At 65.7% G+C, this 13,405-nt stretch carries 13 protein-coding genes; 4 read left to right on the top strand and 9 right to left on the bottom strand.

Features of this window, described 5'->3' with window-relative positions; all coding sequences use genetic code 11:
- The first annotated feature begins 30 nt into the window (after positions 1 to 30).
- A complete protein-coding gene (locus CSW57_RS17045) occupies positions 31 to 531 on the top strand; it encodes a MarR family winged helix-turn-helix transcriptional regulator (RefSeq protein ID WP_099383856.1) in 501 nt (166 codons plus the stop codon).
- Positions 532 to 534: 3 nt separating this feature from the next.
- Here CSW57_RS17045 and CSW57_RS17040 read toward each other — a convergent pair whose 3' ends face one another.
- The 6 genes from CSW57_RS17040 to CSW57_RS24515 all read right to left on the bottom strand — a co-directional run bounded on the left by CSW57_RS17040 (position 535) and on the right by CSW57_RS24515 (position 7,209).
- Positions 535 to 1,713: an acyl-CoA dehydrogenase family protein gene (locus tag CSW57_RS17040; RefSeq protein ID WP_099384553.1), complete on the bottom strand. Its 1,179-nt coding sequence runs from the start codon at positions 1,711 to 1,713 to the stop codon at positions 535 to 537.
- An 82-nt stretch (positions 1,714 to 1,795) separates the two neighbouring features.
- Positions 1,796 to 3,229, bottom strand: coding sequence for an aldehyde dehydrogenase family protein (locus CSW57_RS17035; RefSeq protein ID WP_099383855.1), 1,434 nt, complete (start codon positions 3,227 to 3,229; stop codon positions 1,796 to 1,798).
- 157 nt (positions 3,230 to 3,386) lie between these two features.
- The gene (gene mmsB / locus CSW57_RS17030) at positions 3,387 to 4,256 is read right to left on the bottom strand and encodes a 3-hydroxyisobutyrate dehydrogenase (RefSeq protein ID WP_099383854.1); all 870 of its coding nucleotides are present in this window, start codon (positions 4,254 to 4,256) and stop codon (positions 3,387 to 3,389) included.
- Positions 4,253 to 5,404, bottom strand: coding sequence for an acyl-CoA dehydrogenase family protein (locus CSW57_RS17025; protein WP_099383853.1), 1,152 nt, complete (start codon positions 5,402 to 5,404; stop codon positions 4,253 to 4,255). The genes mmsB and CSW57_RS17025 overlap by 4 nt, the downstream gene beginning before the upstream one ends.
- Positions 5,405 to 5,427: 23 nt before the next feature.
- Positions 5,428 to 6,948, bottom strand: coding sequence for a CoA-acylating methylmalonate-semialdehyde dehydrogenase (locus CSW57_RS17020; protein WP_099383852.1), 1,521 nt, complete (start codon positions 6,946 to 6,948; stop codon positions 5,428 to 5,430).
- A gap of 99 nt (positions 6,949 to 7,047) precedes the next feature.
- Complete coding sequence (locus CSW57_RS24515; protein WP_023954190.1) at positions 7,048 to 7,209, bottom strand: DUF5302 domain-containing protein; 162 nt, start codon at positions 7,207 to 7,209, stop codon at positions 7,048 to 7,050.
- 252 nt (positions 7,210 to 7,461) lie between these two features.
- On the opposite strand from CSW57_RS24515, the gene CSW57_RS17010 reads away from it, so the two are divergent.
- From CSW57_RS17010 to CSW57_RS17000, 3 genes are all read left to right on the top strand, one after another.
- Positions 7,462 to 7,920, top strand: a complete 459-nt coding sequence (locus tag CSW57_RS17010) for a flavodoxin domain-containing protein (RefSeq protein ID WP_099383851.1) — start codon at positions 7,462 to 7,464, stop codon at positions 7,918 to 7,920.
- Positions 7,921 to 7,991: 71 nt separating this feature from the next.
- Entirely contained in the window at positions 7,992 to 9,362 is a 1,371-nt protein-coding gene (locus tag CSW57_RS17005) for an FAD-binding oxidoreductase (protein WP_099384552.1), read from the top strand.
- Between the two features lie 123 nt (positions 9,363 to 9,485).
- Complete coding sequence (locus CSW57_RS17000) at positions 9,486 to 10,157, top strand: hypothetical protein (protein WP_099383850.1); 672 nt, start codon at positions 9,486 to 9,488, stop codon at positions 10,155 to 10,157.
- A gap of 98 nt (positions 10,158 to 10,255) precedes the next feature.
- Here CSW57_RS17000 and CSW57_RS16995 read toward each other — a convergent pair whose 3' ends face one another.
- From CSW57_RS16995 to CSW57_RS16985, 3 genes are read right to left on the bottom strand one after another with little or no spacing between them, the layout of a single operon-like run.
- Positions 10,256 to 11,650, bottom strand: a complete 1,395-nt coding sequence (locus CSW57_RS16995) for a dihydrolipoyl dehydrogenase family protein (RefSeq protein ID WP_099383849.1) — start codon at positions 11,648 to 11,650, stop codon at positions 10,256 to 10,258.
- A 39-nt stretch (positions 11,651 to 11,689) separates the two neighbouring features.
- Positions 11,690 to 12,493, bottom strand: a complete 804-nt coding sequence (locus tag CSW57_RS16990; protein WP_223249317.1) for a DMT family transporter — start codon at positions 12,491 to 12,493, stop codon at positions 11,690 to 11,692.
- Positions 12,494 to 12,511: 18 nt separating this feature from the next.
- On the bottom strand, positions 12,512 to 13,399 hold the full coding sequence (locus CSW57_RS16985; protein ID WP_099383847.1) for a DMT family transporter: 888 nt from the start codon (positions 13,397 to 13,399) through the stop codon (positions 12,512 to 12,514).
- Positions 13,400 to 13,405 lie beyond the last annotated feature (6 nt).

The following is a 13,405-nucleotide window of genomic DNA, read 5'->3' as shown; positions in this document are numbered from 1 at the left end:
ACGCCCGCTCGTCTGCTGTTGAATGGGGGCATGTCCAGCGACGTCAGACCCGACCCGATCGCCGAGGCCCGGAAGAACTGGGAGAACGCCGGCTGGGGTGATGTGGCCGGCGGTATGCAGGCGGTGACCTCGGTGATGCGGGTGCACCAGATCTTGCTGGCGAGGGTGGAATCGGTACTCAAGCCCTGGGAACTGAGCTTCTCGCGGTTCGAACTCCTCCGGCTGCTGGCCTTCAGCCGCCGCGGTGCACTGCCCATCACCAAGGCGAGCGACCGGCTCCAGGTACACGTCACCTCGGTGACGCATGCGATCCGTCGCCTCGAGGAATCCGGTCTCGTCAGGCGGGTTCCGCACCCCACCGACGGCCGCACCACTCTGGTCGAGATCACCGAATCAGGCCGCACGACAGTCGAAGAGGCAACCATCGCCCTCAACCGGGACGTCTTCGGCGACGTGGGGATGACCGAGGCGCAATCGGCGGCATTGGTCAAATCGATCAATGCCGTCCGAAAGCACTCGGGCGACATCTGAGCGCTAGATCATCGAGCGCATCATGCCCTGGGGCTCACCGCCGAGCTGAGTGAGCGCCGACGCGTGGAAGATCGAACCCGGCACGTGGATGGCATGGGCGAGTCCGGCGTGCGCATCACGAAAGAACCTCTGCATGGGGAACTTTCGGTGCAGAGCGCCGCCGCCCGACCGAGCGAAGATCTCATCGACAGCTCGCACTGCGCGCCAGGCGGCAGCGGCCTGGGTGCGCCGTCCGATGGCGCGCTCGTCGAACGAGATCTCTTTGCCCGCTTCGGTCTTGTCGTAGAAGCGATCGACCGTCTCGAGCAGAGCGGCCCGCGACGCCGCGATCTCGGCTGCCGATTCACCGATTGCATAGAGGACGTACGGGTCCTCCTTGATCTTCTGGCCGGTGATCGCCACCCGATCGCGTTGCGCCGCAATGTGACATGCCAACGCGCCCTCGGCGATCCCGATCACGGCGGAGGTGATGCCGAGGGGGAACATGCAGCTGAAGGGCATCAGGTAGGTCGACTCGGTGCGACCGGCCGCCCGCGGCGCACTGCCGTCCATCACGTCGGCCGAATCGAGGGTCCGGTAGGTCGGGATGAAGGCGCCATCGACCACCACGTCCTTCGAGCCGGTGCCGCGCAGGCCCACCACATCCCACGAGTCGTCGATGATGGTGTAGTCGGCGCGCGGCAGGAAGACGTGCAGGATGGTCGGTGGCATCACCGGCTTACCGTCTGCGTCGCCCACGATCGCCCCGAGGACGATCCAATCGCAGTGGTCGGTGCCGGACGAGAACGACCAACGGCCTTTGAGTACGTACCCGCCGTCGACCGGCTTGGCCACACCCATCGGCGCATAGGGCGAGGCCACCCAGGTGTCGGGATCGTCGCCCCAGATCTCTTCCTGCACCTTGGGGTCGGCGAACGCCAACTCCCACGGGTGCACTCCGACGATTCCGGACACCCAGCCCGCGGCCCCGTCCATGGCCGCGACGCCCATGACCGTCTCGGCGAACTCGCGGGGATGGACAGCCAGCCCGCCGTGCTCGACCGGTTGCAGGAGACGGATCACTCCCGACTCCCGCAACCGCTGCGCGGAGGAATCCGGCAGGCGCATCAACTCGTCGCCTTCGACGCCCGCAGCGCGGATTTCTTCGGCATGTTCTTCGATCCGGTCGAGCACCTGACCCATGACCACTCCATTCGCAAGAAACTAGAACACGTTCTACTCTAGCGAACTCGAATGTCCCGACGAGGCGAAACGCTCTCCCGGGCTACGCGTTGTCTCCGAAGATCGACTTGACCTCCAAGAACTCCTCCATACCGAACTTGCCGAACTCGCGGCCGTTGCCCGATTGCTTGTAACCACCGAACGGTGAATCCATGGCCAGCGGGGCACCGTTGATGTGCACGGTTCCGGTACGCATCTTGCGGGCGACCTTGCGCGCGCGATCGGTGTCCGCAGACGAGACCATGCCGCCGAGTCCGTAGCTCGAGTCATTGGCGATGCGGACTGCGTCGTCTTCGTCCTGATACCCGATGAGGACCATCACCGGACCGAAGATCTCTTCGCGGGCGATGGTCATGTCGTTGGTGACGTTCGCGAATACCGTCGGTTTGACGAAGTAGCCGACGTCGACGCCTTCCGGGCGGCCCGGACCACCGACGACCACGTCGGCGCCCTCGTCGACACCGGTTTCGATGAGCCGTTGGATCTTGTCGAACTGAGCTTGCGAGACCACCGGTCCGATCTGCGTGTTCTCGTCCGCGGGCGACCCGACGACGATCTTTGCCGCCGTCTCCCTGGCGATCTCAGCTGCCTCGTCCATCCGGCCGGCCGGAACGAGGATGCGTGATCCCGCGTTGCACGACTGGCCCGAGTTGACCACCATCGCCGCGACATCACGCGCCACGGAGTCGGCGAGTGCATCGTCGTCGAGAATGATGTTCGCGGACTTGCCACCGAGTTCCTGCGCCACACGCTTGACCGTGGGAGCCGCATTCCTGGCCACCTCGATGCCCGCCCGCGTGGAGCCGGTGAACGAGACCATGTCGACCTCCGGGTGCGAGGACAACGCCGCACCCACGGTCGGGCCGTCGCCGTTGACCAGGTTGAACACGCCAGGCGGCACGCCCGCCTCGTCGAGGATCTCGGCGAACACCAGTCCGCTGAGCGGCGCGATCTCAGACGGCTTGAGCACCACGGTGCAGCCCGCGGCCAGAGCCGGGGCCACCTTGGCTCCGATCTGGTTCAGCGGCCAGTTCCAGGGGGTGATCAGTGCGCAGACGCCGACCGGTTCGCGGACCACCGTGGTGGAGTTGACCTTCTCCTCGAACTCGAAGTTCTTCAGTGCTTCCAGGCCGAACATGAGATGCCCCAGGCCGGCCGGAGCCTGCGCTCCCTGCGCGAGACTCACCGGAGCACCCATCTCGATGCTGACCGCTTCGGCGAGGTCGCCGAGGCGTCGCGAGTACACCTCGATGATCTTCTCCAACAACGAAATACGCTCTTCGCGGGTGGTCTCGGAGAACGTCTCGAACGCCTTGCGCGCCGCCGCAACAGCGTGTTCGACATCCTTCTCGTCACCGAGGGCGATCGTCGCGACGACCTCTTCGGTTGCCGGGTTGATGACGTCGAGGGTCGAGGTGGACACCGGGTCCACCCACTGTCCGTCGATGTAGAACTTCTGCGTGTGAGTTGGTGCCATGGGGGTGCTCCTCGGGATCGTCGGCGGGCGTCCCTCCCATCATTCACGCATCGACCGATTCAGCGGGCAGAACGGCCGTACTAGCGTTCGGTCGGTCGACTTTCCCGTACCCGAGGGGAGCGTTTCAACGCAACGCCTTGTGTCTCAGCGCAGCGTCTCAGCGCAGCGTTTCGATGATCGCGCTGAAGTCCTTACCGGCGTTGTCCTGCGCAAAGTCTGCGTACAGGGTGGCCGCGTGTTCTCCGAGCGGGGCGGTCGCACCGGTTGACTCCACCGCCGCCATCGCCAAACCCAGGTCTTTGTTCATCAGTGCGGTGGCGAACCCCGGCTTGAAGTCGTTGTTGGCTGGCGAGGTCGGCACCGGACCCGGAACCGGGCAGTTGGTGTGCACGGCCCAGCAGTTACCGGTGGCGCCGGTGATCACGTCGTACAACGCCTGCGCCTGCAGCCCGAGCTTCTCGGCGAGCACAAACGCCTCACCGATGGCGATCTGCTGCACGGCGAGCACCATGTTGTTGCAGACTTTCGCGGCCTGACCACTGCCGGGGTCGCCGCAGTGGATGACCTTTCCGGCCATGGGCTCCAAAATGGTCTGCGCGGCGACGAACGCTTCTTCGGTGCCTCCGACCATGAACGCAAGCGTCCCGGCGTCGGCACCCTTCACACCACCGGAAACCGGGGCGTCGATCTGCGCGAACCCGTGGTCGTCCGCGTGCTGGTGGATCTTGCGGGCGTCGTCGACCGAGATGGTGGAGCTGTCGATCAGCAGCGCACCGGTCTTGGCGCCGGGCAGGATCTGTTCGTAGCAATCGATGACAGCCTTGCCGTGCGGGAGCATGGTGATCACCACGTCGGCGTCGGCAACCGCCTCGATGCCCCCGGCGAACACCTCCACACCGTTTTCCTTGGCAGCCACGGCCGCCTCGGGCGACGGATCGTATCCGTGCACGGTGTGCCCGGCCTTGACCAGGTTCTTTGCCATGGGTCCGCCCATGTGGCCCAGACCGAGGAACGCGATGGTGCTCATAGGTATTGCCCCTTTGTCGACTTGTCCGCCTCTGCGCGGCCGATCACAACCCGCATGATCTCGTTGGTGCCCTCCAGTATTCGGTTCACCCGGAGGTCTCGGACGATTTTCTCCAGACCGTACTCACGCAGGTATCCGTATCCGCCGTGCAACTGCAGCGCCTGATCGGCGACCTCGAAGCAGGTGTCGGTCACATACCGCTTGGCCATCGCGCAGAGCTCGACCTTGTCGGGATGACCGGCGTCGAGTGCATCGGCGGCCCGCCACAGGATGAGGCGGGCGGTCTCCAGCGACGTGGCCATGTCGGCGAGGGTGAACCGGATGGTCGGTTCGTCGATCAGCTTGCCGCCGAACGCTTCTCGGTCGGACACGTAGGTGATGGCCTTGTTGTAGGCCGCCTGGGCACCCCCCAGCGAACATGCGGCGATGTTGATGCGACCACCGTTGAGTCCGTTCATCGCGATGCCGAAGCCTGTCCCCTCCACGCCACCGAGGAGATTGGCCGCCGGTACCCGCGCGTCCTCCATGATGACCTGAGCGGTGGGCTGCGCGTTCCAGCCCATCTTCTGCTCATTGGCGCCGAACGAGAGTCCAGGCGTGTCCGACGGCACGATGAACGTCGAGATCCCCTTGGGACCCTCCGCACCGGTACGGGCCATCACGATGTACACGTCAGAGACACCACCGCCGGAGATGAATTGCTTGACCCCGTTCAGCAGGTAGTCGTCGCCGTCGCGAACTGCCTTGGTGCGCAGCGCCGCCGCGTCACTCCCGGCCGCGGGTTCGGTCAGGCAATAGCTGGCGACGGCCTCCATCGATGCCATCTTTGCCGCCCATGTGGTGCGTTGATCGTCCGTGCCGTACGAGTCGACCATCCACGTGCACATGTTGTGGATCGACAGGAAGGCCGCCGTGGTGGGATCGGCCTTCGCCAATTCCTCGAAGATGCGCACGCCGTCGATCCGCCGCAGACCGCTTCCGCCCACGTCTTCGCTCGTGTAGATGCCCGCCATGCCGAGTTCGGCCGCCTCGCGTAGCTCCTCGACCGGGAAGTGCTTGCGCTCATCCCAGTCGAGGGCGTGTGGCTCGAGCCTCTTGCGCGCGAACGCCGAGGCGGTGTCGACGATGACCTTGTCATCGTCATCCATGTCGAAAGACACCGGCCGGTCTCTCAGTCCATGGTCGGGATGACGAACTCGGCGCCATCCTTGATGCCGGACGGCCACCGGGTCGTGATGGTCTTGACCTTGGTGTAGAACTGGATCGACGCGGGGCCGTGCTGGTTCAGATCACCGAATCCCGAACGCTTCCAGCCACCGAAGCTGTGGTAGGCCACCGGCACCGGAATGGGCACGTTCACACCGACCATGCCCACCTGCACACGTGCGGTGAAGTCGCGAGCGGCGTCGCCGTCCTGGGTGAAGATCGAGACACCGTTGCCGTATTCGTGCTCGGTCGGAAGGGCAAGCGCCTCTTCGTAATCCTTTGCGCGCACGATGCAGACGACCGGGCCGAAGATCTCGTCGAGGTAGATCGACTGATCCTTCTTGACGTGATCGAAGAGCGTAGGTCCGATGAAGTAACCCTCTTCGAGGCTCTCGCCGTCGAAGGTGAGGTCGTCGGTGGTGCGCTCGCGGCCGTCGATGACCAGCTCGGCGCCGGCGTCGACACCCTGCTGGATGTAGTCCTTGACCCGCTCGAGCGCGGCCTTGGTGACCAGTGGGCCGTAGTCCGCCTTGATGTCATGGCTGTGGCCGACGCGAAGTGCGTTCACCTTGTCGACCAGCTTGTCGCGCAAGCGGGTTGCGGTGGCCTCGCCAACCGGCACGGCCACCGAGATGGCCATGCAACGCTCGCCGGCACTGCCGTACCCGGCACCGATCAGCGCATCGGCGACCTGGTCGAGGTCGGCATCCGGAAGGATGATCATGTGGTTCTTCGCGCCGCCGAAGCACTGCGCGCGCTTACCGTTCGCGGCCGCGGTGGAGTAGATGTACTGCGCGATGTCGGAGCTGCCGACGAAGCCGAACGCCTGGATGTCCTTGTGGTGCAGCAATCCGTCGACGGCTTCCTTGTCGCCATGGATCACCTGGAACACGCCCGGCGGCAGTCCCGCCTCGAGGAACAGCTCGGCCAGACGCACCGGCACGGAGGGGTCGCGCTCGCTGGGCTTGAGGATGAACGCGTTGCCACAGGCCAAGGCGGGTCCGGCTTTCCACAGCGGGATCATCGCCGGGAAGTTGAATGGGGTGATGCCTGCGACCACACCGAGCGGCTGGCGCACCGAGTGCACGTCGATGCCGGTGCCGGCACCTTCGGTGAACTCACCTTTGAGCAGGTGCGGGATGCCGATGGCGAACTCGATCACCTCGACGCCGCGCTGGATGTCGCCCTTTGCGTCGGGAACGGTCTTGCCGTGCTCGATCGACAGCAGGGTGGCGAGCTCGTCCATGTTCTGACCGACGAGATCCACGAACTTCATCATCACGCGCGCACGGCGCTGGGGGTTCCAGGCAGCCCACACCTTCTGCGCCTCGACGGCACTGGCGACCGCGGCGTCGATGTCGGCCTGGTTGGCCATCGGCACGGTGGCCTGCACCTTGCCGGTGCTCGGGTTCATCACATCGGCGGTGCGGCCGCTTGTTCCGGGGTTGTGCGCCCCATCGATAAAGTGATCGATCTGCCTGGTCATGGGTACCTCACAAGTCATCTACTGCCGTGTTGTCCCCATCACTATATACTAGGACTTCCTAGTAATGCGAGCTCCAGCAGCAGATGACCTGTTCAGGAACTACCCGGTTTTGCGCCGGAACTGATGCGGGCCACCTTCAGGCCCGTGCTGGCCGGACGCCTTGGATGCCGAATCCTTGTGATCACCCGTGGGCAGATCACGATTCTTCTTGCGCTCCAATGCTTCTCGGAACTTACGCTTGGTCTCTGAATCTTCGGCCATCGACTGCTCCTTTGCTTGAACATCGTCTCCCGGAGCGTATCGAGCCGAGCCGACGATGTCAGGTGATTATCCCCGGGCAGACACGGTCCCCGCGCCGCGCCATCACGCAGGCCGCCAGGCGGCAAGATCCCCCGGCGGCACGGACTGTGAAGTTGACCCGACGATCGCTAAAATCGCTGATCGGGCACCCGGCACCTGCCGCGACATAGGGTACCCTCAGTTGCCGACGAGACCGGATGGAGAGAGAAGAAGATGTCTGTTGTGATCCTGTACGGCAGCGAGACCGGAACCGCCGAAGTGGTGTCCGATTCCATCTCCGACGTGCTGGCCGACAACCATGACGTGTCGATGTACGACATGTCCGAGTTCGCCGTCGAAGACCTCTCCGCCGAGGACTTCTACGTGGTGGTCTGCTCGACCTATGGCGAGGGCGAACTCCCCACCGGAGCCGAGCCGTTCGCCGAGGCCCTCGACGACGAAAAGCCCGCCCTCGATGGTCTCCGCTTTGCCATGTTCGGCCTCGGCGACAGCGTCTACGACGACACCTACAACCGCGGCGGCGAGATCATGGCCGAAAAGCTCACCGAACTCGGCGCCACCCAGGTGGGCGAGCACGGACGCCACGATGCGTCGTCGAAGGTGAGCGCCAAGGTGCAGGCGGCCGAATGGGCACAGCAGATCTCCTCGCTCATCTCGCCCGCGCTGCGCTGACGCGCCCCCCGACGCCGGCATTGATCGGCGACTTCGCGGCAGCTCCCGACAGGGACGATTACGCTGCGAACATGTCGACGAAGACGGTGTTGGACGACCTGGTGACGGCCCTGCCCGCGGGGGCGGTGGTCACCGATCCGGACATCGTCGCGGGCTACCGACAGGACCGGGCGTTCGATCCCGACGCGGGTACCGCGATGGCGGTGGTCCGCGCGACGAGCACCGAAGACGTGGTCGCGGCCGTGAAGTGGTGTGCGGCCAACGCCATACCGGTGATCCCCCGCGGAGCCGGCACCGGCCTGTCCGGCGGGGCCACCGCCATCGACGGCGGCATCGTCCTGACCACCGAGAACATGCGCGACATCACCGTCGATCCGATCACCCGTACGGCGATCTGCCAGCCCGGACTGCTCAACGCCGAGGTCAAGGCCGCGGTCAAGGAACACGGACTCTGGTATCCGCCTGACCCGTCGTCGTTCGAGATCTGCTCTATCGGTGGCAACGCGGCAACCAACGCGGGTGGCCTGTGTTGTGTGAAGTACGGCGTCACGAGCGACTACGTCCTCGGCCTCGAAGTGGTGCTCGCCGATGGGCGGGCAGTGCGTCTTGGCGGACCGCGGCTCAAGGACAGCGCCGGGCTGTCGCTGACCAAACTGTTCGTCGGCAGCGAGGGCACTCTGGGCATCATCACCGAGGTGACCTTGCGGCTGTTGCCCCCACAGCCGCCGGCGTCGACCGTGGTGGGCACCTTCGCGTCGGTGCATGCCGCCTCCGAGGCAGTCCTCGCGATCACGTCGACCATCCGGCCCGCGATGCTCGAGTTCATGGACAAGGTCGCGATCAATGCGGTCGAGGACCAGCTGAAGATGGGCCTCGACCGTACCGCCGGGGCCCTACTCGTCGCCCAGTCCGATGCGCCAGGCGCTGCCGGAGCCTCCGAGGTCGAGGTCATCGAGCAAGCATTCACCACCTGCGGCGCCACCGAGGTGTTCGCCACCACCGATCCCGACGAGGGCGAGGCATTCACCGCTGCGCGGCGGTACGCCATCCCCGCCGTCGAGAAGATCGGTCCCCTGCTACTCGAGGATGTCGGGGTTCCGCTGCACAAGCTGCCGGATCTCATCGATGGGATCGAGGCCATCGCCGCCGACCGGCGGGTGCTGATCTCTGTCATCGCCCACGCCGGCGACGGCAACACGCACCCGCTGATCGTGCACGATCCCAACGACCGCGACGAGACCGAACGTGCCAATCTCGCGTTCGGGGAGGTGATGGACCTGGCGATCAGACTCGGCGGCACGATCACCGGCGAGCACGGTGTCGGACGTCTGAAGAAGGGCTGGCTGCCCGATCAGCTGGGCCCCGACGTCATCGAGCTGACGCAGCGGATCAAGGACGCGCTCGATCCCGTGGGCATTCTCAATCCCGGGACGATGCTGTAACCGCGGGAGATCGGCGGGCGCCCGAGGTGTCACTGCCATTCAAACGAATTCATGATCTTTCGCGACCGATGTGGTCACGGTAACTTCTTGTGCATTCTGCTCGTACCGCCAAGGAGAAACCCCGTGCCGGCCTCCCGTTCGAACCGACTGCCCGCGACGATTCTGAGCATCAGCGCTCTCTGTCTCGGACTGCTCACCGCCTGCTCCGAGGATTCAGGGGAAGCCGTCCCCGCCACATCCGACTCGATTGCCACCCAATCCGAGACGGGCACCGAGTCGAAGTCCGGTACCGGCCAGTGTGGCAAGGACGCCCCCGCGGGTCCGGTTGCCGTGCCGGCCACTGACATCGACTTCGAGTCAGGCGAGGCCGCGTACACCGTGGTGCTGTCCGACGGCACCGACAAATGTGTGGTGGTGCAGTCGGATTCGGGTGGCGGCGAGTTCGGCACCGACAAGGAGGTCGACGTCCGGTTCGGTGACACATCGGCGGGGTTCTTGGTCACCGTCGACGGGGAGACGGCCGGTAATCTGCCCGCCGACGTTCCGCATCAGGTGAAGGACGCCTTCATGGGCTTGCAGGTCGACGGCGCCTACTTCGCCGACAGCATGCACAGCGGCTGCGAGGTCACCATCACGGGCTTCGATGCCGAGATGATTGCAGGCGAGTTCACCTGCGAAGACCTCGCCCTGTTCGACGGTGGACCCTTCAGCTTCGGCAGCACCGAGACACCACCTCCCCCGCCCACCGACATCTCCTTGGAGTCGGCGAACGGTTGGTTTGTGGTGCGCGCCTGACCTGGCTCACGGAAGTCTGCAGGCCTTGTATCTCTCTGCAGGGGTCGCAGTGCCGGTATCCGGACGAAAAGCCTGCGCCCGCAGGGGTTTCGCGGAAGCTACGACTCAGGCAAGGACTCCAGCAGGCGTAGCCACACTTCGCTGACCGTCGGGTACGACGGCACCGCGTGCCACAACGTGTCGACCGGAACCCGACCCACGATGGCGATCGTCGCCGCATGGACGAGTTCGTCGACCTCAGGACCGACGAAGGTGGCACCGACGATGACACCGGCAGCTTTGTCGATCACCAGCCTCGCCTTGCCGTGGGCGTCGTCGCGGAGCAGCCCGAATCCGGCCACCGACTCGAAGGCGATGTCGGCGATCGACACGTCGATCCCCTTGTCGGTTGCTTCGCGCTCGGTGAGACCGACGCTGGCAACCTGCGGGTCGGTGAAGATCACCTGCGGCACCGGAACTCCGTCGGGCACAACCGGGTCCGGGCGCCCGTCGGCACGGGCGGCGATCAGCCGACCCACGTTGCGGGCCTGATACTTGCCCCAGTGGGTGAGCGCCGGGCCCTCGGACGCGTCGCCGACGAAGAAGAGCCACGACGCATCGGCATCGACGTCGTCCAGCCCGATGCCGCTGCGGGCAGGGCGGCGTCCGGTCGCCACCAGCACTTCATCGGCGGTGATCTCCTCACCACCGGCGACCACCGTCGCCGGGTCACCGTGGATGCGGCCGATGCCGGTGTCCGCGGAGACCGGTCGGCGCACCTCGGTGATGTCGACGTGCTGACGCACATCGATGCCCGCGGCGGTCAGCGCCTCGGCCACCATCTCACCGGCAAAGGGTTCGGTCTTACCCAGCAGCGATCCGCGCGAGAGCAAGGTGACCTTGCTGCCCAGCGCCGCCATCCATGTAGCGGCCTCGCAGGCCACCACCCCGCCGCCGACCACGACCAAAGAGCCCGGGATCTCCCTGACCCCGGTGGCATCCCGGGACGTCCACGGCTGTGCGTCGGCGAAGAGTTCGGGGATCACGGCGGTGCTGCCGGTGGCCACGATCACCGCCAGGCGCGCACGGACCGTCTGACATTGGCCCCCGTTGTCGACGGTCACGGTGCGCTCGCCGGAGATGACCCCGTGGCCCCGCAGGACGGCGATGTCGAGGCTGTTCGCCCACTTCTCCTGTCCCCCGTCCTCGTACTGGCTCACCCAGGTGTCGCGGCGACGCAGCAGTTCCTCGGGGTTGAGTTTCTCGCCGACCTTGATTCCTTCGAGGTTGGATGCCGCGGCATGTACTTCGATCGGACGGAGCAGTGCCTTGCTCGGCATGCAGGCCCAGTAGGAGCACTCCCCGCCGAGCAGTTCGTGTTCGACGATGGCGGCGGTTCGGTCAGAACCGGCGGTCGCGTACTGCGCGGCGACCTCTCCTGCGGGGCCGCCTCCGATGACGATGACGTCGTACTCGGTGATCGAACTGTCTGTCTCCGCGGTCGATTCAGTCATCACCCCACCCTGCCATCGCGGGCGGGCCGGTTCCAGTCCTCACGTGCCCCGGATGGCGGAGTGCCGGGCCAGCTCGACCACCGCGACCACCATGACCACGAGCGCCAGCCCCACCACCCCGGCCTCCCACACGCTGACCGAGATCCGCTCGGAGAGAAGCGCCATGCCCAGCGCCATGGCCACCGCCGGCTCCATCACCGTCATCGCCGGGAACGACGTCTGCAGATCGCCAGAGCCGAAGCCACGCTGCTGGGCGTAGATGCCGGCGGCTATGACGATGAGCAGCAGGTAGATCTCGAGATGAAGTCCGACCCGGGGCAGATCGTCGGTGGCCTGGCCGATGACGGCTTTGATGAGCAGCGCCGAGATCCCGAACAGAGCTCCGGCGGTGAGCCCATAAAACAGCGACCGCATGTGGTTGTTGCAACTCTCGGCCGCGATCACCAAACCGGCGAGGCATGCGAGCACGGCCACCACCGTGAGCACGAAGAACATGGGGTCGGGTCGGCTGTCGGAGGATCTCGGTGAGGCCAGGCAGAGGAACACGGCCACACAGCAGGTCAGCGCGCCACCCCACGCCCATTCGGTGCGTGTGGGCCTGCGATGGTCGAACCACGCTTCGAGCGGCAGCGCGAACAACACGGCCAGGACGAGCAACGGCTGGACCAGCAGGATGGAGCCGAGACCCAGGGCTGCTGCCTGTAGGGAGAATCCGCACACCGCCAGACCGGCGCCGAGCCACCATCCTGGTGTGATGGCGCCACTGGCCGCCGATGCACGTTGCCGGAAGACCGTCCCGGTGGCGATGAGGCAGGCGGCAGCGACCGCCAGTACCGCCGACATGATGTTCTGCACAGGCGACTAGTGGTCGGTCGGGCCCATTGCCGACCCTCCGGGAGCAGGGGCGGGCGCTTTGGGGAACGCCACTTCGAACTCGGTCTCACGCTCGGCTGCGTGCCTCGCGAGCACGAACACCGCACGCAGCATGATGACCAGCGAGAGCCCGGCGATGATGCCGTCGATGATGTTCACGTCGACACTTTCACCGAGCAGCACCACGCCGAGCGCCATGGCCACAGCGGGCTCCATCACCGTCATCGCCGGGAACGACGTCTGCAGATCGTGGGCGGCGAACGCGAGCTGCTGGGTGACCACCGAGGCGGTGGCGACAAGCAGGATCAGGTAGATCTCGGGGTGGGTCAAGACCTCCACGACGCTCTCCCCGAGCTGGGTCACGACCGCTTTGAGGAGAAACGCCTGCACTCCGGTGAGCAGACCCGACGCGGATCCGAACAGCAGTGCCCGGTGGTGGGGTGACACGAGCCGAGCCGCGACCACCAGACCGATGAGTACCGCGACCACCACGACGATGGTTCCTGCCAGGGTTCCGGCCGACACGTTGTGTCCCCCGGCCTCCGGTCTGGCGATCACCACGAACGCGGCGATGCAGACGGTGAGGATGATGCCCCACTTCCACTCGTGGAAGTTGAGGCGGCGGTGGTCGAGATAGGCCTCCATCGGCAGCGCGAACAGCACCGACAGCACGATCAACGGCTGCACCAGTAGCAACGAACCGAGGCCGAGCGCGACCGCCTGCAACGCGAACCCGGCGGCCGCGATCAGAACTCCGAGCCACCACCGTTTGGTGATCCCCCCCGACGCCGTCGAGGAGCGTTGACGCACGAGTGTCCCGGTCGCGACGAGGAGCGCCGACAGAGTCGCCAGCAGCGCCGGGAGGAACAAGTGCACTTTGCC

This window comes from Williamsia muralis, from assembly GCF_002735905.1.
Classification (GTDB): domain Bacteria; phylum Actinomycetota; class Actinomycetes; order Mycobacteriales; family Mycobacteriaceae; genus Williamsia; species Williamsia muralis_A.
The sequence above is the reverse complement of the archived record's forward strand: the minus strand, read 5'-3'. Positions and strand labels throughout refer to the sequence as shown.